Annotated in this window: 19 protein-coding genes and 1 tRNA gene; 11 read left to right on the forward strand and 9 right to left on the reverse strand. The window is 37.5% G+C overall.

Going from position 1 to position 21,260, the window contains the following annotated elements; translation table 11 throughout:
* Positions 1–300: 300 nt before the first annotated feature.
* Positions 301–1,479, reverse strand: coding sequence for a glycoside hydrolase family 76 protein (locus HDE70_RS07010; protein WP_183889006.1), 1,179 nt, complete (start codon positions 1,477–1,479; stop codon positions 301–303).
* A gap of 381 nt (positions 1,480–1,860) precedes the next feature.
* Here HDE70_RS07010 and HDE70_RS07015 point away from each other — a divergent pair, with 381 nt between their 5' ends.
* The 4 genes from HDE70_RS07015 (at position 1,861) to HDE70_RS07030 (ending at position 4,708) form a co-directional block, all read left to right on the forward strand.
* The gene (locus HDE70_RS07015) at positions 1,861–2,433 is read left to right on the forward strand and encodes a hypothetical protein (RefSeq protein WP_183889009.1); all 573 of its coding nucleotides are present in this window, start codon (positions 1,861–1,863) and stop codon (positions 2,431–2,433) included.
* A gap of 107 nt (positions 2,434–2,540) precedes the next feature.
* The gene (locus HDE70_RS07020; RefSeq protein WP_183889011.1) at positions 2,541–2,945 is read left to right on the forward strand and encodes a hypothetical protein; all 405 of its coding nucleotides are present in this window, start codon (positions 2,541–2,543) and stop codon (positions 2,943–2,945) included.
* Positions 2,946–3,038: 93 nt separating this feature from the next.
* Positions 3,039–3,437, forward strand: a complete 399-nt coding sequence (locus HDE70_RS07025; protein ID WP_183889013.1) for a hypothetical protein — start codon at positions 3,039–3,041, stop codon at positions 3,435–3,437.
* Positions 3,437–4,708 (forward strand): hypothetical protein, encoded by a 1,272-nt coding sequence (locus HDE70_RS07030; RefSeq protein WP_183889015.1) that lies wholly within the window; start codon positions 3,437–3,439, stop codon positions 4,706–4,708. Before HDE70_RS07025 ends, HDE70_RS07030 begins: the two co-directional genes overlap by 1 nt.
* Before the next feature lie 416 nt (positions 4,709–5,124).
* Here HDE70_RS07030 and HDE70_RS07035 read toward each other — a convergent pair whose 3' ends face one another.
* From HDE70_RS07035 to HDE70_RS07060, 6 genes are all read right to left on the reverse strand, one after another.
* Positions 5,125–6,741, reverse strand: a complete 1,617-nt coding sequence (locus HDE70_RS07035) for an AAA family ATPase (RefSeq protein ID WP_183889017.1) — start codon at positions 6,739–6,741, stop codon at positions 5,125–5,127.
* A gap of 461 nt (positions 6,742–7,202) precedes the next feature.
* A tRNA-Ser gene (locus tag HDE70_RS07040) sits at positions 7,203–7,292 on the reverse strand.
* A gap of 109 nt (positions 7,293–7,401) precedes the next feature.
* Positions 7,402–8,367, reverse strand: a complete 966-nt coding sequence (locus HDE70_RS07045) for a YihY/virulence factor BrkB family protein (RefSeq protein ID WP_183889019.1) — start codon at positions 8,365–8,367, stop codon at positions 7,402–7,404.
* Entirely contained in the window at positions 8,368–8,775 is a 408-nt protein-coding gene (locus HDE70_RS07050) for an acyl-CoA thioesterase (RefSeq protein WP_183889021.1), read from the reverse strand.
* Positions 8,776–8,780: 5 nt separating this feature from the next.
* The gene (mltG, locus tag HDE70_RS07055; protein ID WP_183889023.1) at positions 8,781–9,836 is read right to left on the reverse strand and encodes an endolytic transglycosylase MltG; all 1,056 of its coding nucleotides are present in this window, start codon (positions 9,834–9,836) and stop codon (positions 8,781–8,783) included.
* A 26-nt stretch (positions 9,837–9,862) separates the two neighbouring features.
* Entirely contained in the window at positions 9,863–10,630 is a 768-nt protein-coding gene (locus HDE70_RS07060) for a PASTA domain-containing protein (protein ID WP_111633141.1), read from the reverse strand.
* A gap of 197 nt (positions 10,631–10,827) precedes the next feature.
* Here HDE70_RS07060 and HDE70_RS07065 point away from each other — a divergent pair, with 197 nt between their 5' ends.
* The 5 genes from HDE70_RS07065 (at position 10,828) to HDE70_RS07085 (ending at position 16,637) form a co-directional block, all read left to right on the forward strand.
* Positions 10,828–11,814 (forward strand): D-alanine--D-alanine ligase, encoded by a 987-nt coding sequence (locus tag HDE70_RS07065; protein WP_183889025.1) that lies wholly within the window; start codon positions 10,828–10,830, stop codon positions 11,812–11,814.
* A 10-nt stretch (positions 11,815–11,824) separates the two neighbouring features.
* On the forward strand, positions 11,825–12,439 hold the full coding sequence (locus HDE70_RS07070) for a Crp/Fnr family transcriptional regulator (RefSeq protein WP_183889027.1): 615 nt from the start codon (positions 11,825–11,827) through the stop codon (positions 12,437–12,439).
* A gap of 44 nt (positions 12,440–12,483) precedes the next feature.
* On the forward strand, positions 12,484–12,909 hold the full coding sequence (locus tag HDE70_RS07075; RefSeq protein ID WP_183889029.1) for a DUF983 domain-containing protein: 426 nt from the start codon (positions 12,484–12,486) through the stop codon (positions 12,907–12,909).
* A gap of 226 nt (positions 12,910–13,135) precedes the next feature.
* Positions 13,136–15,322, forward strand: coding sequence for a peptidase domain-containing ABC transporter (locus tag HDE70_RS07080; RefSeq protein ID WP_183889031.1), 2,187 nt, complete (start codon positions 13,136–13,138; stop codon positions 15,320–15,322).
* 25 nt (positions 15,323–15,347) lie between these two features.
* Positions 15,348–16,637 (forward strand): HlyD family secretion protein, encoded by a 1,290-nt coding sequence (locus HDE70_RS07085; RefSeq protein ID WP_183889033.1) that lies wholly within the window; start codon positions 15,348–15,350, stop codon positions 16,635–16,637.
* A gap of 49 nt (positions 16,638–16,686) precedes the next feature.
* On the opposite strand, the gene HDE70_RS07090 is transcribed toward HDE70_RS07085, so the two are convergent.
* Entirely contained in the window at positions 16,687–18,114 is a 1,428-nt protein-coding gene (locus HDE70_RS07090; RefSeq protein WP_183889035.1) for an MATE family efflux transporter, read from the reverse strand.
* Positions 18,115–18,126: 12 nt separating this feature from the next.
* Complete coding sequence (locus HDE70_RS07095; protein WP_183889037.1) at positions 18,127–18,546, reverse strand: acyl-CoA thioesterase; 420 nt, start codon at positions 18,544–18,546, stop codon at positions 18,127–18,129.
* A gap of 127 nt (positions 18,547–18,673) precedes the next feature.
* Between HDE70_RS07095 and rpsO the strand changes: the two genes are divergently transcribed.
* The gene (rpsO, locus tag HDE70_RS07100) at positions 18,674–18,979 is read left to right on the forward strand and encodes a 30S ribosomal protein S15 (RefSeq protein ID WP_068399255.1); all 306 of its coding nucleotides are present in this window, start codon (positions 18,674–18,676) and stop codon (positions 18,977–18,979) included.
* A gap of 118 nt (positions 18,980–19,097) precedes the next feature.
* Positions 19,098–21,242 carry a polyribonucleotide nucleotidyltransferase gene (gene pnp, locus HDE70_RS07105; protein WP_183889039.1) on the forward strand — a complete coding sequence of 715 codons (2,145 nt, stop codon included), beginning with the start codon at positions 19,098–19,100 and terminating at the stop codon, positions 21,240–21,242.
* Positions 21,243–21,260: the final 18 nt, after the last annotated feature.

The raw sequence follows: 21,260 nt of genomic DNA on the forward strand, positions 1-21,260 counted from the left end.
TAGAGGAACGGCTTTTGTTGCAACATGGTTGGCTGTGATTCGAAAGAAAGCCCCAGGACCTCCGATCCTGGAACTTTATCTAAGTTAACGCTTTCATGTATCAAAGCGTTTGAAAGCTTAATTATTATGTTGTCCCTTATTATTTTTTCAGATGTACCCTGTAGACAAATTACTCTTCGCTCTGAGAAAGTGAAGAAACGCCTATTTTCCTAACAACCATTTTCTGTCCAAAGAAAATCTTGGAAAACATCCGGAAGCTCCAATTTAAGACCAGAAGTAAATTTTAAAGGCTGATTTTTATTAGTGATAGTTGTAAATACCGTTCATCATTGCCACGCCGCAAGTGGTTTCAAAAGCATTGCGTACGCTCTCCGGCGTTCGGGTTCCCCATATGTTCCACATCAAACCCTGGGAATTTCGAATAGACCACGCTTGAGCTGCATTAGCGTCAAGCCAGGGCCCGTAGTTACTTGCCGTACCGGTGTTTTTTACAAAGATTGTGGCCCAGCGTGCGAAAATACTTTTCATTCCCTGCGTGTCGGCAATACCATTTTCATCTTTCAAAATTCCTCCGGAATTGTCGCACATGCTGCTACGGGCATAATCCATTGCCTTTAAACCCATCGCCAGGTAGTTACTTGCCGGATAATAGGAACGTAAAAGATCACATGCACCAATAAAAGTACCCTGAGTGTAAGAAAGTGCTCCTTCTGTAATAGTTCCTGAAGTGTTGATGGCTCCTTTAACCTCGCCAGTAGATGAATCGTAAAGCTTGATGACCATCCAATCCATAATTTGCTTTGCTTTAGTCATATACGTAACATCACCGGTTGCCTGATATAAAAGCATCGCGCAAATTACGGCTGGAGCATTAACGCAGGTGTTTTTAGTCTGATTGTTAGTTGTCCACCAGAGTCCGCCACCCAAAGTCTGGGTATCCCAGGCACGGTTCCACATCATGTTAAAGTTGTTTTTTGCCATGTCTAGCATTCCGCCATCGTTGGTAATCTTGAATGCCCTTATGCACATTAATGCTCCCCAAACAATATCATCATTATAAATATTGTTAGTCCAAAGCAATCCGTACCCGTCTCTTACCCCATTATATAAATAAGAAATTTTATTTTTGAGATCTACACTTGGATTGATGTTGTAAGCGTCAATTAGGGTTTCTATAGCTTCTTGCTGCGTCCAGAAATCCATTCTGCCTGTATGGTTATCGTCTTTCCAATAATACGCTTTAAACGAGGGGCCATAGGTACCGTACTGATTGTAAAAATGATTGTTATATACCTGCATGGCCAGTAAAGCTTCGGCTTTTGTAGGGAGCGTGGCAGCAGCTTGGCTGGATAAATTAGATTTGTTATTAAGCGCGTTGAGTGCAGCCGGCTCCATGACGACTTTATCTTTTTTACAGCTTGTAAATACGGCACCTGCTCCTATGGCGATCATAGCCAGAAGTTTAATGTTCCTGTTCATTGTTTAGTTTTTAAAAGGTTTATAGATGGTTATTTTGTTTGTTCAGATGTACCAGTCTGCGTCTCTAATGTGTACTTGCAAGATTTTTCTTGTCGTTCTTAAACTTTATAATTGAAGATAACTAATATTTTAACTAAGGCAGGTTATTATTAAGTTTCAATGCTATTTTTCAAGATTGGAGTTGTTACATTTGGGCAAACAGTAAGATGTATAAGATTCTTAGTTTACTGTCCGCTAAAATGTAGCAGTTCCAAGGCCCACATTTTCTTTTTTGACATCAGAGGAAGAAACTATTTAAACACCGAGACTACATATTTAGAATCTCGTTACACTCTAAAAACTAAATACTAACCTTAGCTCAGAAATAATTATATTTACTATATGATTAATACATGGGAAATATTAAAATACGGAGAGAGGTTAATTTCTTCCATGGAAAATCCGCCATCTGCAAATGATTTGGCATACAATAGCAGAGCCACAACTGCATTTGACATGCTTTTTGTTCAAAATTCAAGCGGCAATTATGTACTAATTATTTATATGAGAATTAGAATAATATTTAGCGACAATGCTGAACCTTGGAAGTTTATTGATAAAGATTTGTTCGAGAAAGATTTTAAAGAGAAAATAAATAGAAAATGGGGTTTATATGGAAATGAGACTCTTTACAGATTGAATAGTAAAAAGATAATTTCCTTAGACTTCAGATTCACGTTCAGTAGGCAGGAGACATATTTTCAATACAATCATTGGACTTTAACTGTTAAAAAATTTAATAAGGGTATATGGAATCAAAGTTCTATAACTCCTAGTTTAAGAACTGGTAAGCTTGATTCTAATGATTTTGATTTTGTTAGAAAACAGCATAATAAACAACAAAGAGGAGCTGTTCACGAGTTTGGGCATATGTTAGGATTAGATGATGAATATAAACCAGGAGTCATTTGTTAATGACTTCGATTCTATAATGAATGTAGGAGAGATCATTAGATTAAGACATCGGTCTGTGTTTGTACAATGGATGCAAAAAGTATTAAGAGAAAAAAATATCAATTAAGATGAAGACAGTAATCACTTATATCATTGTTTTGTTTTTCACGGCTTCTTGTGTTCAAAAAGAGGAGAGCTCTATTTCAAATAAAAAAAATATGAATAGAATTTTTAATGATCAATGGAATCAAATTAAAAAGGCCAGGAATAAAGAAGAGGAAAAGGAGCTGATTTATAAATTTATGGAATTCCTCAAGACGAAGGATTATGCAATTAGTAATCCTACTTATATTTCAAGTAATGGGGATGTTAAACCCTTTTCCGAAATGTTCAACGATAAAAAAGCAGATCAATTGAAAAGCATTAATGTTGAAATAATAAATGATAATGCAGAAGGAAAGGATAAACATATTAAACTTATTAATTGGAAGCCGATTGATAACGAATCTGCTTTGATGTTTTTGCGTGAGTAGGAATATAGGTTATATTGGCTAAGTTACATATACTAAAAAATTATAATTTAAAATAACTTCTATTTATTGTATTATTGTTTTCAAATTGAGAAAATGTCGCTAAAACACGAAATAGATATTAAGCGTTTAAGTTGTGACTTAAATAAATATGTAGAAAGGCATAATAGAACTGCTTATTGCTGGGTATTTGAAGAGATCAGTAATAAAGCAAACTTCGTACCTAGGGCTATTGCAGTTGGACGTGATGAATGTGGATCATGGGCATTATCTTTTTATGAGACAGAGGAGCAGGCAAAACAAAGAATGAAAGACTTATTAGGTAATAAGTCTCAACTATATAAAAAACTGGGCACCCATATTGCAAATGGCCAATTAGAAAAAAAGGATGGAATATCTGATGATTCTAATTTACTTGGGCATTTTAATCACTTTGAATATGATGGTGTTGACTTAAAGGAAAAATTTATTATTATAGGTTATAGCTACAAATAATGGATAATCAAATAGGTATATCGATAGCTGCATTGCCTTATTCTTTTAAGAGTTTTGAGGGAGTATTATTATTTCATGAATATCCGACAACTGTAGTGTTCCAAGATATTGAAGGTGATCCAATTATAAGAGAATGGGTAGATTATTCTGAACAAACCAAGACAGACCGCTTTTTTTATTATCGAACGGATTTAACTTTGCTTAAAAAGTATATTTCTGGTAATTTGCCTCATAAGGATTTAATAAATCAAAGTAAAGATGGTTTCGTGATCTTCGAGGATGTAAAAGAGAATCAAAAATATTATAGCATTGCGTCGGTAAAAGCAATTCCAATTGACTATCTTCCTAATGCCGATTACTATTTTGATATTGATGAAGGAGTGCATCTTCAGAAAATAATAACACATTTTAATCTTGATAGTATATTACTGTCAGATATTGAACTATTTGAGGCCAAGGAAATCTCTATCGCCCAAAGCTCCGAAACATTGTATGTCCATTTTAAAAAAGGAAAAGGAATCGGTTTCGGTACTGCCAATACTGAAGTGTTAGCTAGAACATTACTAAAGTTCGATAAGTTTTATAAAGAAACCGCTTTGGATTTTAAATTAGGTACTCAGCGTGGGGATATTCAACTTAGTGCTAAAAAAAATGAGGAATATTTATCATGTACCACCACGGAGGTATATGGGAATATTGCAGCATCTTATGCAGTCTTAATTAGACCAGTTCATGCAACTCAATTTAATATGTTTGAAAAGTCGGACAGTGAGATTATATCTAGCCATATTTTTTCATTGATTAATAACAGTACCGATGTTGAAGATCTAAAAAAAGAATATAATCGTCATAGTGATTTTGTAATAAAATCTTATAAAGCATTTGTTGAGGAAATTTATACTTCTGAATTAAAAATAAGCTTAAGTTGGTTTAGCCCAGAAAGTGAAAGTGAGTTTAACGATGAGATCGATTATATAAAAGCTAATCGCATAAAAACAAATTTAGAAAATTTGTCTATTGAAGAAGAGGAGCAGTTCTCTATCAAAGGGAAATTTAGATCACTTAACTGTGATACTGCTCATTTTAGTTTTATCGGTACTAGTGGTGAAAAATTTACTGGTTTCATTGATGATCTAATTAAGGAGGGATCTGAGAGGATTAATTTTATTAGTATTTATGAGATCACTATATTAAGAAAGATCACCAAAGAAGCAGGTAAGCAAGAATCAAAAATTAAAGATATCTTATTGGCTTTTATAATTGAACAATAACTTTAGACTAGTGAATAGGCTTAAAATCATCATAGCTTTTATTTATCATCGATAATGTATATTTATTGTATAATTATAATGTTTACTGCGTGAACAATAAGTTTTTTGGCATGTTTGTTTAATAGAATGAAGATAAATTAATGGGGTTCATGGTTTTTCAAAGTATCAGATGTTTAATAAATAATACTAAAAATCATCATGGAGCACGTAGAATTAAAGCCTAGATCAAAGTGTATTTTTTGTGGGGCTAAGTTTTTACCTCAAATCCCATTTACACAGTTTTCTGGATACTGCCATCACTCTCTAATTCTAAGATTTTTTTAAAAAATTACTTTTTGTTTGTACTATTGAAGGTGATTTGCAGTGATTTTACTACCTCTATTATAATTTTGACTACACTATTGGAATAAAAACATTTAATTATTATATTTCTTAAAGATACAATCTTCCAATTCCTTGTATACATCCATTTCTGATCTAAGGTAGGATGATAGGGTTATTTTAAATTTATCTGCATTTATTGAGGTATTAATCCCACAAAAATTTCGAATATGATTGACCAAACTTTTAACATCTTGGTTTTTAATATCAGTAATTTGTTTATCATAATCAGTTTCATTGAAAACTTTGTTGTTTTCAGAGCAATAGCACGTTAATACTTCCTTATCAAAAAGATAGTTTTCAATTTCCCATCGTTTCATCATCCGGTGATTATCTGGGTTGTTTTGCAAATAAATATCTCGGTCTTCTAAGCTAGTTTTTTTACCCGAAGAAGAATCACGATCTTTGAAAACAAGAATTTCGATATCTGAAAATACTTTAGTCAAAATTGCGATAGCAATTTCACTTCGTTGATCTAATTCAGTATTTCCACCACTAGATATAAACAGAGTATCATGATATTTATCGTTAAAGATATTGTTGAAAACCTGAGCGTCCATTCCTTTTTCAGTTCCACTTAATCCTGGTTTGCCAATTCCTTCACAATAAACAAGTTGTTTTGGACTAACTAGTCCGGTGAGATCGTCTATTGCAGTTTCAAATATACGCGACCAGTTCGCCCTTGTGTTTTTCATTGGATATAATACCTGTGGTTCAGACGCCCACTTTATATCTTTTCCGAATTGTACAATTTGGCATTCATTCTTTAAATCATCTTGTAAAGCCCTTATAAATCCTATGCTATGGGTCGTTATCCAAATCTGGCAGTTTTGCCCAATGAGCTTATTGATTTCAATAAGTAGCTTCCGCTGTATAGAAGTGTTAATATGAAGTTCCGGTTCGTCTATGAGAAAAATGGAGTCATGGTAATCATCTTTTCTTAGATATAGGTCGAGTAAGATATCAACCACTTCCTTTTCTCCTGACGAGAGTACGTTAAATTCAAATGGTTTATCCTGATCCTTCTTTCTGAAATATATTGTTCCTTGGCCGGATTCGATATTTCCAATATTGTCAATCTGCAAATCCAAGCAAGTTGTCAAAGAGGCATTGAGGTCACCGATGATTTTCGCCTTAGCTTGAGAAGGTTTAACATCATTTTCCATCATATACTGGTTAAATGCAATATTTAGACGGCGATAATTCTGCTCCATTTTATCATCCAAATCGGATGCATACTGCGCCCCGTAGCTATTATTTTTAATGGCATCAACGGCTATCGCTTCTTTAACGTTTAGATTACTGTTATATCGATACGGGCTCCTAATTACAAACATAGTACCAACGGTTCCTGTTTGTGCTTTGGCAGTTCTAATATCTTGGTAATTTCCATCCGTGAATGTAATTTCAATATTCTTATAATCAAAATCATCAGAACCATGAAGAGAATGGTATTGTGGCCCTTTAGACCTATGAATCCCAATAGTATGATATGCATTTTGATGAAATAGCATACCGTCAAGAACACTACTCTTTCCACAGCCATTAGGTCCTATAAGAGCGATAATTCGTTTAGGGTTATCGCCTAGGTCGATAGTTAGATCATGAAATCTTTTGTATCCGTTTTTTAAATTTAGTTGTTTAATTCTCATGATATTTAAGCGAAATCAGTATTTGTATAACTGTCACGTTGATCACTATATTAATAACTATGAGCGAAAGACGATCCATATTAAATTGTTGGCGACTTTAAATTACTATATTTTTTGGTGTATTGATAAAAAGAATCATATTTATTTTGTTTAAGTATTTAATCAAAATAATAGAATAGTTCTTTCATAGAATGTTTCAAATCGACTATCTGCGAATTTTATTATGAGGTAATTTATTAAAAAGGAAAACTTTTCCTTACAAGCAGTTTCTTTTTTCGTAAGATCAGACTTCCAATGTGGATTAGCTCGCTGCTCTCGCTGATCCCTTTTGGGGGAGGCTTCAACCAAAAATTCTGTCGCTGCGCTCCTGGCAATTTTTTGTTTTTAATCTGGCCTCTGAGCTGAAGGGCTCAGGCCGATTTAAAACAAAAAATGCCACCCTATCGGGTAGCATTTTTGTTTGGCGGAGAGTGGGGGATTCGAACCCGCGGACCCTTTGACAAGTCAACAGTTTTCAAGACTGCCGCAATCGACCACTCTGCCAACTCTCCGCGACAAAAGTACAAATACGGCTTGATTTTGCAAACAATGATGTTGATTTTTTAACAATTAATTGATAACTGGTTAATGCTGAGGTAGAAAAGTTTATATAACCTTCTTTTAACCGCCTTTTTTGAACAAATTAAAGGGTTGTTTGATGATTCTGACGCTGCGTTTTGTCAGGTCCATACTGGCATTTAGCTCAAATCCGATCAAAAGTATCAGAGAATTTAGGTATAACCAGATCATAATAACAATCAATGTCCCAATAGATCCGTATACTTTATTATAAGATCCGAAGTGGTTAATATAAAATGAGAATCCCCAAATGGTTAAAAAGGCAAGGATAGTAGCAAGCCAGGAACCTGGACTGAAGAATCTCCATTTCTTAGTATTAGCGGGGCCGTACCGGTAAAGGATGGATATGGTCACGAAATACAGAATCCCAAGCAGTGCCCATCTGGATATGTCAATGATATATACAATAAAATGTCCTTTGATGTGTAACCCTTTATTAATATAATTCAGTGCAATTTCTCCAACGGTCATAGCTCCGATAGTAATAATCAGTGACACGGCAAGAACAAAGGTCAATATTAAAGCTATAAGCCGCTGTTTAAGCCATGTTCTGGTTTCAACGACTAATGACGACTTATTAAAGGCGTTCATCAGGCTGTGCATCCCATTGGTGGCAAAAAACACGGACAGTATAATACCGAAGGATAGTAATTTCCCGTTTTGTATCTTAATGATCTCTGATAAGGTAGCTTCAAAGGCTTTATAGGCCTGCGCAGGAAGGATAAGTTGTAATAAAACCATTAACTGATCCTGAAAGCCTATTCTCTTAGGGATAAAAGGGATCAGTGTAAACAGGAAGATAATTCCAGGGAAAATCGCCAGCATAAAGGTATAAGCCAGCGATGATGCTTTGTTCACTAAAGAGTCTTTGCCTAGTTCCCTAAAAAAAAATGAAGCCACTGTATAGAGTGGGATAGGGCTAAATCCTGGCAGTACATAAACTTTTGTCCAGTCTATAAACAAAGAATATAGCCTAATCCTTAAAAGTTGTCTGTGTACCCAATTCATTTATTCATAGTATTGTGCAATCCTCTCCAGAAAATAATCTGGTGGGGGGCACGGTTTCTTCTTGACCATATCGAAGAATACTAAGGTAGTAGCCCCGATATTGATCAATTCTTCTTTTTCATTAAATAATTCGTAATCAAATAACATGCGGACACCCGGAAGTTCCTTCATACAAGTTTTGATCGTAATCTCCTGGTCGTACAGTGCTGGTTTGATAAATTTACATTTAAGTTCCAGCAGTGGCAGCATAATACCTGTTTCTTCCATCTTGCCATAGGTCATTCCCAGGCTGCGCAGCATTTCTACTCTTCCAACTTCATAGTATTGGGCATAGTTTCCATTGTAAACATATCCCATCTGATCGGTCTCGCTATATCTTACCCTGATCTTTGTGCTGTGCGTATACATGAGGCCTATTTGAAAATATTACGTTTGTCTAAGGCTGCTCTGTATGCTTTGGCGTTAACTTCATGTTGTGCTTTGGTTTCTGCGAAAGCGTGGTATCCTGAGAAATCAGCTTTAGCACACATATAAATATAGTTGTTATGTTCGTGGTTTAAAACAGCATCGATCGCATTGATACTTGGCATCATAATCGGGCCTGGAGGTAAACCTGCATATTTATAAGTGTTGTACTTTGATTCTACGCGCAACAATGGGCCTGTTACTCTTTTTACGGTAAAGTCACCGTTGGCAAAAATTACGGTAGGGTCAGCTTGTAATAAAATCCCTTTGTTTAAGCGGTTAAGATATAAACCAGCAATAGATGGCATTTCTTTGTCATATAAAGCTTCTCCGTCAACGATGGATGCCAGGATGGTCACTTGTTGAGGGGTCAGATTTAAAGCAGCAGCTTTTTGCTTGCGTTCTGCTGTCCAGAATTTGGTATATTCCTTTTGCATTCTGTCAAAGAATTCTAAAGGAGTAGTATTCCAGTACATCTCATATGTATTCGGGATAAACATGGTATAGCTGTTATCAACTGTAAATCCATATTTTTCTACCAGCACTGCTGAATCTAATACTTTGATGAATGTTGCAGAGTCTGCTTCCAGGCTTTTAGCAAGGTAAGCTGCAAATTCTTCTTTTTTCCTGATGTTATGGAATTTCAACTTTACAGGATCCTGATTACCGGCTTTGATCAGGTTGATCAGGCTGCGGTTATTCATGCCTTTAGCTAATTTATAGCGTCCTGGTTTTAAACGCTCTGCCAGATCCATTTTAACTGCGGCCTGGCTGAAACTTCCAGCATCAAGCAACAGGTCTTTATCTTTGATTTCTTTATATAAGTCATCTATTTTAGAACCGGTTTTGATGTACAAGTATTGTTCTTTACCCGAAATGTTAGGGGCGAAGTATACTTTATACATTTTCAGGCCATAAAATGCACCCACAGCTAGCAGGATTAAAATGGCGGCCCATATAAATTTAGTGCTCTTTTTAATTTCTTTGGTCGTTTCAGTAGTCATAGAATTTGGAATTCTGATTTATGCGCTTATTTCTTGTTAGATAGGGTAATGTTTACCGGGGTTCCAATTTTAACTTTTCCAAGTGTATCTGAAAGTGCCGGGTCTTGTGCGGTAATAACGGCATTTGCAGTGTCCGTAATATTGCCTTCGTAAGTTATTGTTCCAAGTTTAAGGTTTGATCCTCTCAGAGAGAAGGCTGCTTCATCTTTAGTGAAACCTAAAAGCGCAGGGATTTCTACGTCTTCATTTCCTCTGCCGTCTCCTAATAACAGATCTATTTTAGATCCTTTAGGGATAACATCGCCCGGTTTGATACTTGAGCCGCCGAAGGAAACTTCTAATACGACATCTTTGCTCACGTCTGCTTTATAAACGGTGTCACCAACTTTTAAGCCAAAGCTTGCAATAATTGCTTGTGCTTCGATGAAAGATTTAAATTGAACGTCCGGAAATTTAACATTCGGAGCTTGCGCGGTATTAATAGTCAGATAAATTGTTCTGTTGTCTTTTACAAAAGTATTTGCTTCAGGGTCCTGGTCAATTACAGTTCCTGGAGGCAAGTCCATAATATATACTGAGTCTACCTCGTAACGCAGACCTAAAGCTTCTAATTTTGATACTGCCTGGTTAAAAGCCATGCCTTTTACAGCTGGTACATTTAATCCCTGGCCATGTTTGGTATAATAACGCAGACTGAAGAAAGCAATGAACAAGAGTATTGCCACAGTGGCGATGGCAGCGATAAGGTTGTTTCTGAATGATTTAGTTTGTAAGTAGGAGATGAATTTTGCCATTTATTTATTTTGTGTGCCTGTTATTTGGCTCAAATTTAGACTAAAAATATATTTTATCGGAATTTAAATGAGATCTGAATAAACTATTTTAATATTTTTGACCCATATCTTATCGTTTAATTTGATTAATCAGGAATATCCGTAATGAAATCTGAAAGCATAAAGGCTTCATAACGGCTATTAAAAAAATATATTTTATGAAGAAAGTAATAGCATTAATAACTGGAGGTACAACAGGAGAAAGGGTAATTTCTGTAAAAAGCGCCGCAACAATATCCCATAATCTTGATCCGGATAAGTTTGATGTTTACAAAATTATGCTGACGCAGCAGGGCTGGTTTTATGAACCAGTTGATTCGGTAAGAATAGAGGTAGACCGCAATGATTTTTCAGTGCTTTACAATGGAAGAAAAATCACTTTTGACGGGGTGTTTATTGCGATTCATGGTGCTCCGGGTGAGGATGGTAAGTTGCAGGGATACTTTGATATGCTGAATTTACCTTATACTACTTGTGACGCGCTGACTTCGGCAGTGACGATGAATAAAGGGTATACGAAATCAATTGTACAGGACATCCCGAATTTATTTGTGGCTAAGTCTGTACAGATCTTTAAAAATACACCTTATAACTTAGCTGATGTTAAAAGTTCACTTACCTTACCTTATTTTGTGAAACCAAACAATGGTGGCAGCAGTATCGGAATGAGTAAAGTGAAAAATCAGTATGACCTGCAAACGGCTATTGACAAGGCTTTTAAAGAAGACGATCAGATACTGATTGAAGAGTTTATTGAAGGACGTGAGTTTACGGTCGGTGTGGTAAAGTTAGATGGTAAAATCACTGTCCTTCCTTCTACTGAAGTAGAAACCGCTAAAGAGTTTTTTGATTTTGAGGCGAAGTATACGCCGGGTGTTGCTGTGGAAACTACACCGGCACCGATACGTCCGGAAACGAAAAAAAGAGTAGAGGAAATTGCAACAGCGATTTATGCGAAATTGAATTGCAGGGGAGTAGTGAGAATTGACTTTATTTTAGTGGGTGATGAGGGAGATTTCTACTTTATCGAGATCAATACCATTCCGGGGCAAACGGTAACGAGCTTTATTCCTCAGCAGGTAGCTGCATTTGGCATGAAACTAAATGATTTCTATACGAAACTGATTAAAGAGACTATTGGTTAAGCGGTTATAGATGTATATTCAGTATTTAACAGCGCATAATTTCAAGACAACTTTTTATAAAAAAGGAGAAGTGATTTATGAACCGGGTCAGCATCCGAAATATGCTTACTTTATTAAAAGTGGGGAGGTTCGGATGGCGACCGTTAACCAGGATGGAAGAGAGTTTATTCAAGGTGTTTTTAAACAAAAGCAGCTTTTTGGAGAACCTGCGCTTTTACTTGACCGCCCATATCTGGCTTATACGATCGCATCCCGTGATACCGAAGTTATTCAGCTGGATAAGCAGGCTTTCCTGAAAATGATTGAGGAAAACAGCGATTTTAGCATGGATTTGATCATGACCATGAGTAAAAGGTTATTTTACAAATCTATGATGCTGGAAGAACTGGCTAATGAGCAGGCGGAACATCGCCTGTTTACGCTGATCAATTACCTGTGTCAGGATCTTGAAAATGGCGCTGCATTGAACATAACAAGGCAAACATTGGCCGATATGAGTGGTTTGAGAGTGGAAACGGTGATCAGAACGATAAAAAAACTGGCTGCCAACGGGGTGATCAAACTAATTCGCGGGAAGATTGTTAAAACAGGATATGATGCAGATCATAAAATGGATGTTTTATAATGATTAGATTTGTCTAATTAATTATTACGAATAAAATTAACGTTATGGTCCCTATTACAAAGTTAGAAGCCGTCATCCAATGTAAATGCCCTCGTTGCAGACAGGGTGATATTTTTACTGGTAAAATGTATTCTTTTTCTTTCAAAGGACAGATCACTAATGAGTTTTGCCCGCATTGTAATCTTCGTTTCGAAAGAGAGCCTGGATATTTTTATGTGTCAATGTTTATTAGTTATGCAATGAATGTAGCAGAAATGATTAGTGCAAGTGTAGCTACTTATGTTTTGGGTTTAGCACTTGTTTATGATAACCTATGGTATTATGTAGGTATTTTGCTATTGACAGTATTTGTCTGTTCTCCGTTTAATTACCGCTATTCAAGGGTAATGCTTTTACATTGGTTAACCCCTGGGTTGGGTTATGTTCCTGGCAGTGGCGATGAACCAAAAAATGTCATTAAACCTGCTTAATTTTGTTATAACAGCATATAATTTTCCCTGTTATAAAAACATATAAACAGTTCCTGTTGCCTAAGCAGGGACTGTTATTTGTAAATACTCTTTTATTCCTTCCAATACTCCATATTTCTTCAGTTCTTTTTCCAATTATTGAAACTATCTTGTAAAGATATTTGCTTCATCTGGTAAGAATTTCGCATATTTAAAAAATGTGTTATAGTGTTTAGGTAATAAAATATTGAAAAAATTCACTTTCTATAAACAGTTTGATCAGATGGATTGCGGGCCTACCTGCCTCCGGATGATTGCTAAATATTTCGGTAAAAATATTAGTTTGCAACGTCTGCGTGCGGTTTCAGGGATTAATCGTGAAGGTGTTTCGCTGTTAGGTATCAGTAATGCTGCCGAGAAGATAGGTTTTCGCTCTACTGGTGCCCGGTTAACTTTAGAGGTACTGAAACAAATAGATCTTCCTGCTATTCTGCATTGGGATCAGGAGCATTTTGTAGTGCTTTATCAAATTAAAAAAGGACGGTTCATGATTGCTGATCCGGCAAAGGGGCTGATCCGGTATGATGAAAAGGAATTTTTACCCCATTGGCTGAGTTCGTTTAATAAGGATGCCGTTGAAGGGGTTGCTTTAATCTTATCGCCAACTCCGGATTTTTATACGGTGGAAGAGGATAAGAAAGATGGAATGGATATCCGTTACCTGCTTAAATATTTTTACCGGTATAAACAGCTGATTGGACAACTTTTTGCCGGCTTGCTGGTAGGAAGTGTGCTACAGATTATCCTTCCGTTTTTAACACAGTCGGTTGTAGATGTGGGGATCAATACCCGGAATCTTAATTTCATCTATATCATTCTGATTGCTCAGATTATGCTTTTTATCGGACGGATGAGCGTAGACTTTATACGTGCATGGATTTTACTGCATATCAGTACCCGGATCAATATTTCTATCTTAACTGATTTTCTGATCAAGCTGATGAAACTTCCGATGTCTTTCTTTGATACTAAGATGACCGGTGATATTTTGCAGCGTATGGATGACCAGAAGCGTATTGAAACTTTTCTGACCGGCCCTACATTGAGTATTATCTTTTCGATGTTCAACCTGATCGTATTTTCGGTTGTACTGGCTTATTATAACTTAACCGTTTTTGCTGTTTTTGCAATCAGTACAGCTTTATATACGGGCTGGGTTACGATCTTTTTAAAGAAAAGACGCGAACTTGATTTTAAACGTTTCGATATTTCTTCTAAGAATCAAAGTACAGTGGTACAGCTGATCAATGGGATGCAGGAAATTAAGCTGAACAACTGTGAGCAGGATAAGCGATGGGAGTGGGAGCGGATACAGTCGAGGTTGTTCCGTTTTAATGTGAAAAGTCTTGCGCTTGGTCAGTATCAGCAGGTAGGTGCATTCTTTATCAACGAAGGAAAAAATATTCTGATTACTTTTCTGGTTGCCAAACTGGTAATAGAGGGACAGCTGACGCTTGGGGCGATGATGGCCATTCAATATATAATCGGACAGCTTAACAGCCCTATTGAACAGATGATTGGCTTCTTGCAGCAGTTGCAGGATGCTAAAATTTCCCTGGAAAGGTTAAATGAGATCCGGGAATTGGAGGATGAAGAACCTGCTGACCAAACCTTTGTGATGGATTTGCCGGAAGATCATAGTATAACGCTGAAGAATGTAGATTTTACTTATCCGGGCGCTGGTAATGAGCCGGTATTGTCTTCGATTAACCTGAATATACCGATGGGTAAAACTACAGCTATAGTAGGGATGAGTGGTAGTGGAAAAACTACTATTCTTAAGCTGTTACTCCGTTTTTATGAAATTCAGCGTGGTGATATCCATGTAGGCAGCACACACCTCAGCCAAATGGGTTTTAGTTTCTGGCGAGGACAGTGCGGAGCGGTAACACAGGATGGTTTTATTTTCTCGGATTCTATAGCCCGGAATATTGCAGTTGGTGATCCGTATCCTGATCATGCTAAGCTTCAGCAGGCGTTGAAGGTAGCCAATATCACTGATTTTATACAGAGTCTGCCTTTAGGGTTAAACACCAAGATCGGTTCTGAGGGGAATGGGATAAGCCAGGGGCAGAAGCAACGTATATTAATTGCCCGGGCTGTTTATAAAGATCCGCGTTATCTGTTTTTTGACGAGGCAACAAATGCGCTTGATGCGAGAAACGAATCTGTAATCATGGATAATCTGGAAAGCTTTTTTAAAGGACGTACGGTAGTTGTGGTTGCCCATCGTTTAAGTACGGTTAAAAATGCGGACAATATAGTAGTGCTTGATAAGGGGAGGATTTTGGAAGAGGGAACACATGCTGAACTCACAGCGTTGAAAGGTGAATATTATCAGCTGGTCAAAAACCAGCTTGAACTTGGAAATTAGAGGATTAAATTACGCTTGAACAAAAATGCCGGAAGAATCTATATATCAACAGAATCATAGTGAAGAGGTGAATGAAATCATCACAGCAGTACCGTCATGGGTGCTCCGCCGCGGTATTACAGTCGTCTTTTTGGTTATCTTAAGTATAATCCTGCTTGCTGCTTTTATCCGGTATCCGGATGTAATCAGCACGAGTCTGAAAATCAATTCATTGAATGCGCCTAAGCCTGTTTATGCAAAACGGGCGGGTAAATTAACAGAGTTATTGTTGCCTGAAAAAAAGAGAGTAGAATTAGGGACGCCAATAGCTTTTCTGGAAAGTACGGGTTCTCACCGGGATGTACTTAAGCTTTCAGCGCAATTGAAATCACTGCGTGAAATGGTTTTGAGTGCTAAACCTTTGAGTTTGTATTTGTTGTCTCCAAATAGTAATCTGGGTGAATTACAGGCAGCTTATCAGAATTTTTACCAGCAATATGTACAGTATCTTTCTACGCAAAAGGGTGGGTATTATCAGGAAAAGCGTGTTTTCCTGGAAAGGGATCTCGGGTCTATCAAAGCGCTTAAAAGCCAGATTGTAACGCAGCAAAAGGTACAGCAAAAGGAGTATGCAAATATAGAACAGCAATATCTTTCTTATCAAAAGTTAATGGCTAAAAATGTCATTTCAAAAAGTGAGTTTCAAGAGCAGGAAAACAAATATTTGTCTGGTAAGTATCCTTTACAGCAAACTGAAACTGCGTTATTGAATAACACGGTAGCTTATGCAACTAAAGAAAAGGAAATACTGGATCTGGAGAATACGATTGCAGAGCAGCGGGCTAAGTTTTTACAGGCAATTAATAGTGTGATCAGTGATACAGAGGTTTGGATCAATCAGTATGTAGTGCTGGCACCGGTTGCTGGTACGCTTGGTTATGCGGGGGTTATTCAGCAGAATCAAACTGTAACACTGAATCAGGAGCTATTTGTAATTAATCCCGGAAATACTGACTTTTTTGGTGAAATACAGATCCCACAGAATAATATGGGAAAAATACGAATCGGGCAACGGACTTTAATTAAGATGCATAGTTATCCTTATGAGCAGTTTGGGATGATCAGGGGGAATATCAACTATATTTCGGATGCGGCGTTTAAAGACAGTGTTTTTATCGCCAAGGTTGGTTTTAAGACTTTTGAAAATAAAGACAATCTGCATAAAATAGTACTCAAAAACGGCATGTTGGGCAATGCAGAAATTATCACTGAAGAGAGTTCGTTGTTACAGCGGTTTTATAGGAATATTATTAAGGAATTAAACGGCCGGGAATAATTAACTGATAAGACGGATAAGCGGGCTGCATGCCGGTGAGCCGGCAGCATTAAACCTGTTTTGTTTTCCAGCTGCCTTTTTTAAATAAGATATAACCGGCAATGGCAATTCCTGTTTCTGCAACCGGGATGGCTATAAATACTCCGTCCGGGCCCATATTGAAATGTTTCGACAATATAAATGCGAGTGGAATCTGGAATAACCAGAAGCCGAAGAAGTTAATCAGGGTTGGAGTTGTTGTATCTCCTGCACCATTAAAGGTACTGGTCATGACCATTCCTACGCCGTAAAATAAGAATCCTGCACTCATCATATTCAGTCCTCTGGAAGCGACTTGCTGAATAAGTACATCGTCCGTAAAGAAGGAGATGAAATAATGTCCGGCTAAAAGGCAGAGTACCATAGCTATTCCCATATAAATAAGGATGTATTTAGTGGTTTGCCATACGGAGTCTTCTGCACGTTTCAGGTTTTTTGCACCAAGGTTTTGTCCTACAAGTGTTGCTGCCGCGCCGCTTAAGCCCCATGCAGGTAACATAAAAAACATCATGAGCCTTAAGGCGGTCTGGTAACCGGCTGAACCATGATCGCCGCCGGTAGTGGCTACGAGCTGTGCCAGGAAAATCCAGCTGCAAGAGGCAATGACGAATTGAAAGATAGCAGGGACTGCAATTTTCAGCAGGGCGATAATTTGTTTGAAATGAGGGATAAAATAGGTAAGTTTTATTTTTAACTGACCGTTTCCTTTTATCAATTGATATACCTGGTAACAAACACCCAGTCCTCTGCCTATGGTGGTCGCAATAGCGGCACCGGTTAACCCAAAAGCTGGAATAGGGCCGAAGCCATTAATTAATATTGGACATAGGATGATATTGGCCACATTGGCTACCCATAAACTTTTCATGGCAATAGCCGCATTTCCGGCACCTCTGAAAATTCCGTTAATCAGAAATAGCAGGACAATTATTGTGCTGCCGCACATCATAATCTGAATAAAAGGTGTGCCTGCGGTGGCTGTGTTTGCCGAAGCACCCATCAGCATCAGAATTTCACGGGCATAAATAAACCCGGCTATACTGAGTGCCAGGTTAAAGGCAACAGCAACCAGAATGGCCTGCATCCCTGCTTTTGCAGCGGCAACGGGATCTTTTTCTCCGATCCTTCTGGCTACTACTGCGGTGGCAGCCATACTCATTCCAACGGCAAGCGAATAGATAATGGCCAGTACAGATTCTGTTAAACCGACAGTTTGTATAGCTTCACTGCTATTGTGAAGGTGGCCCACAAAATAAAGATCAACCAGTGCGAAGACCGATTCCATGATCATCTCGAGCATCATCGGGATGGCGAGCAGCAAAACAGCTCTGCGCATACTGCCCTGGGTAAAGTCTAATTCTTTTCCCTGAACTGCTTGTTTGAGTAAGTCAAAGATTTTACTGGTCTGGCTGATTGAACTGTTTTGTGGTGTGGTCATATAATTATTATTCTATACTGAATAGGCTTTGATCATGTTTTCGCTTACTTTACAGCCTTTGCCTGTAGTAGTATCAATTAATACGTAATCAAACCATCCGTCTGAAGCTATTTTTCCTGTACGGACGTTTTCTATTTCAAATTGTACGCGGCAGCCTTTTTCATTGATTGTGAAGATCCCTGTTCTTATTTTAAGCAGATCCCCTAAAATTAACGGTCTTTTATAGTCTACATGGGCAGTTCTGACTACCCATCCGAAACCACTTTTCAGGAAGTCTTCCATCGGCATTTTATAGAATTTCTCCATCTGATCGTAACGGGCAGCCAGTACGTAGTCAAAGTATTTGCTGTTGTGTACATGGTTAAACATGTCTATATCGTCCGGTCTTACCTTCAACTCTGTCTCAAATATACTATATTCAGTCTTTTCCATCCTGCAAAAGTAAAGTTTGAGGGCTGCTTATTGAAATATTTTATCAGGATACGTGTTTATCCTGAAAACTTACACTATCTTTGCGCGTAATTAATTAATCAATATACACTTTAGTATAATTCAAGCAATGTATTTAAGTAAAGAAGTAAAAGCCGACATTTTCAAAACTCACGGCGAAGTAGAAACTAACACAGGATCTGCTGAAGGACAAGTAGCGTTATTCACTTACCGTATCGCGCACTTAACAGGACACTTAAAGAAAAACCGTAAGGATTTTTCTACTCAATTGTCTCTTCAAAAATTAGTAGGTAAACGCCGTGGTATTTTGGCTTACCTGTTTAAAAAAGATATCAATCGTTACCGTGCTATTATCAAAGCTTTAGGGCTGAGAGACATTATCAAACCATTAGGTTCGACAAGAGATAGCAAATAAGCGTTAAAATATCAAGAAAAGCCATTCTTAGGGATGGCTTTTTTAATTGAAATATAAAAATATAATATATATAAATCTGGTGTGTCGAAAGAGGAAAACACACCGCAACAATTTGTAAATGAATGTAATAAAAAAATCGTTCGATCTTGGAGATGGAAGAACCATCGAAATTGAAACAGGAAAATTAGCTAAACAGGCTGATGGATCCGTTGTGGTAAGAATGGGTGACACAATGTTATTAGCGACTGTAGTTTCTTCAGTAGGTGCTAAAGCTGGTGTTGACTTTTTGCCTTTATCTGTAGATTACCAGGAAAAATATGCGGCTGCTGGTCGTATTCCAGGTGGTTTCTTACGTCGTGAGGCAAGATTATCAGACTATGAGGTTTTAATCTCACGTTTGGTTGACCGTGCTTTACGCCCGATGTTCCCTGAAGATTATCACTCTGATACTCAGGTAATGATCACATTGATTTCTTCTGATAAAAATATAATGCCAGATTCATTGGCTGGTTTAGCTGCTTCAGCTGCCATCGCTGTTTCTGATATTCCTTTTAACGGACCAATCTCTGAAGTTCGTGTTGCTAAAATTGATGGTCAGTTAGTGATCAATCCTTATGTTAGCGATTTAGAACGTGCTACTTTAGAATTCTTAGTAGCTGGTACTGAAAATGACATCGTCATGGTTGAAGGTGAAGCTGATGAGATTTCTGAAGAAGAAATGGTTGAGGCTATCGAATTCGCACACAAAGCGATCGTTGTTCAGGTTAAAGTTCAAAAAGAACTTGCTGAAGCAGTAGGTAAAACTAAAAAACGTGAGTATTCACATGAAGACAGCAACCCGGAATTAAAAGAGCAGGTTTATGCTGCTACTTATGATCAGGTTTATGCTGTAGCCAAAAGCCAGACTTCTAAAGGTGAGCGTACGGAAAAATTTGCTGAGATTTCAGCGGCTTTCGTAGCAACGCTTGGTGAAGAGGTTGATGCAGTTACTGCTTTCTTAGCTAAAAAATATTTCCATGATGTACAATATGATGCTATCCGTAACCTTGTTTTAGACGAAGGTATGCGTTTAGATGGCCGTGATGTACGTACAGTACGTCCTATCTGGAGTGAGGTAAGTTATTTACCATCTGCTCACGGTTCGGCAGTATTTACACGTGGTGAAACCCAATCATTAACTACAGTTACTTTAGGTTCTAAAGATGATGAGCAAATGATTGATGGTGCTTTCGTCAATGGTTACAACAAATTCTTATTGCACTACAATTTCCCAGGTTTCTCTACAGGTGAAGTTCGCCCGAACAGAGGTGCTGGCCGTCGTGAAATTGGTCATGGTCATCTGGCTATGCGTTCTTTAAGAAAAGTATTACCAGGATTAGAAGAAAACCCATATACAATCCGTATCGTTTCTGATATTCTTGAATCTAACGGTTCTTCTTCAATGGCAACTGTTTGTGCTGGTACATTAGCATTAATGGATGCAGGTATTAAAATCAAAGCTCCGGTTTCGGGTATTGCAATGGGATTAATTACTGATGAGAAAACTGGTAAATATGCAATCCTTACTGACATCCTTGGTGATGAAGATCACTTAGGTGATATGGACTTCAAGGTTACTGGTACTGAAAAAGGTATCGTTGCTTGTCAAATGGATTTAAAAATCAATGGTTTGAAATGGGAAGTTTTAACTGCTGCCCTGAAACAAGCTAATGAGGCTCGTTTACATATCTTAAATGAGATGGCTAAAACTATCTCTGCTCCACGTGAAGATTACAAGGATCACGCTCCCCGTATTGTTTCTTTAAGTATTGACAAGGAATTCATAGGTGCTGTAATTGGCCCGGGCGGTAAAATTATTCAGGAAATGCAACGTGAAACTGGCGCATCTATCTCTATTGAAGAGGTTGGTAACAAAGGTATCGTTGAAATCTTCGCGGATAATAAAGCTGCAATTGATGCTGCTGTTAAACGTATTAATGCAATCGCTGCTAAACCAGACATAGGTGCTACTTATGATGGTAAAGTAAAATCTATCATGCCGTTTGGTGCTTTCGTTGAGATCATGCCAGGTAAAGATGGTTTACTTCACATTTCTGAGATTGCCTGGGAACGTTTAGAAACTATGGATGGTGTCCTTAAAGAAGGTGACAAAATCCAGGTTAAATTGTTAGATATCGATAAACAAGGTAAAATGAAACTTTCCAGAAAAGCTTTATTGCCTCGTCCACCGAAACCAGAAGGTGTAGAGACTAAGCCTGCTTAGTTTTATCATCCTATAAAT

This window comes from Pedobacter cryoconitis (genome assembly GCF_014200595.1).
GTDB lineage: Bacteria > Bacteroidota > Bacteroidia > Sphingobacteriales > Sphingobacteriaceae > Pedobacter > Pedobacter cryoconitis_C.

What these genes read in the sequence shown, in the direction of transcription:
- HDE70_RS07025 (WP_183889013.1), top strand. Translation starts at nt 3,039, where the DNA reads ATGTCGCTAAAACACGAAATAGATATTAAGCGTTTAAGTTGTGACTTA.
- HDE70_RS07020 (WP_183889011.1), top strand. Translation starts at nt 2,541, where the DNA reads ATGAAGACAGTAATCACTTATATCATTGTTTTGTTTTTCACGGCTTCT.
- HDE70_RS07060 (WP_111633141.1), bottom strand. Translation starts at nt 10,630, where the DNA reads ATGGCAAAATTCATCTCCTACTTACAAACTAAATCATTCAGAAACAAC.
- HDE70_RS07045 (WP_183889019.1), bottom strand. Translation starts at nt 8,367, where the DNA reads ATGAATTGGGTACACAGACAACTTTTAAGGATTAGGCTATATTCTTTG.
- HDE70_RS07065 (WP_183889025.1), top strand. Translation starts at nt 10,828, where the DNA reads ATGAAGAAAGTAATAGCATTAATAACTGGAGGTACAACAGGAGAAAGG.
- rpsO (WP_068399255.1), top strand. Translation starts at nt 18,674, where the DNA reads ATGTATTTAAGTAAAGAAGTAAAAGCCGACATTTTCAAAACTCACGGC.
- HDE70_RS07090 (WP_183889035.1), bottom strand. Translation starts at nt 18,114, where the DNA reads ATGACCACACCACAAAACAGTTCAATCAGCCAGACCAGTAAAATCTTT.
- HDE70_RS07070 (WP_183889027.1), top strand. Translation starts at nt 11,825, where the DNA reads ATGTATATTCAGTATTTAACAGCGCATAATTTCAAGACAACTTTTTAT.
- HDE70_RS07075 (WP_183889029.1), top strand. Translation starts at nt 12,484, where the DNA reads ATGGTCCCTATTACAAAGTTAGAAGCCGTCATCCAATGTAAATGCCCT.
- HDE70_RS07035 (WP_183889017.1), bottom strand. Translation starts at nt 6,741, where the DNA reads ATGAGAATTAAACAACTAAATTTAAAAAACGGATACAAAAGATTTCAT.
- HDE70_RS07010 (WP_183889006.1), bottom strand. Translation starts at nt 1,479, where the DNA reads ATGAACAGGAACATTAAACTTCTGGCTATGATCGCCATAGGAGCAGGT.
- mltG (WP_183889023.1), bottom strand. Translation starts at nt 9,836, where the DNA reads ATGACTACTGAAACGACCAAAGAAATTAAAAAGAGCACTAAATTTATA.
- HDE70_RS07095 (WP_183889037.1), bottom strand. Translation starts at nt 18,546, where the DNA reads ATGGAAAAGACTGAATATAGTATATTTGAGACAGAGTTGAAGGTAAGA.
- HDE70_RS07015 (WP_183889009.1), top strand. Translation starts at nt 1,861, where the DNA reads ATGATTAATACATGGGAAATATTAAAATACGGAGAGAGGTTAATTTCT.
- pnp (WP_183889039.1), top strand. Translation starts at nt 19,098, where the DNA reads ATGAATGTAATAAAAAAATCGTTCGATCTTGGAGATGGAAGAACCATC.
- HDE70_RS07085 (WP_183889033.1), top strand. Translation starts at nt 15,348, where the DNA reads ATGCCGGAAGAATCTATATATCAACAGAATCATAGTGAAGAGGTGAAT.
- HDE70_RS07030 (WP_183889015.1), top strand. Translation starts at nt 3,437, where the DNA reads ATGGATAATCAAATAGGTATATCGATAGCTGCATTGCCTTATTCTTTT.
- HDE70_RS07050 (WP_183889021.1), bottom strand. Translation starts at nt 8,775, where the DNA reads ATGTATACGCACAGCACAAAGATCAGGGTAAGATATAGCGAGACCGAT.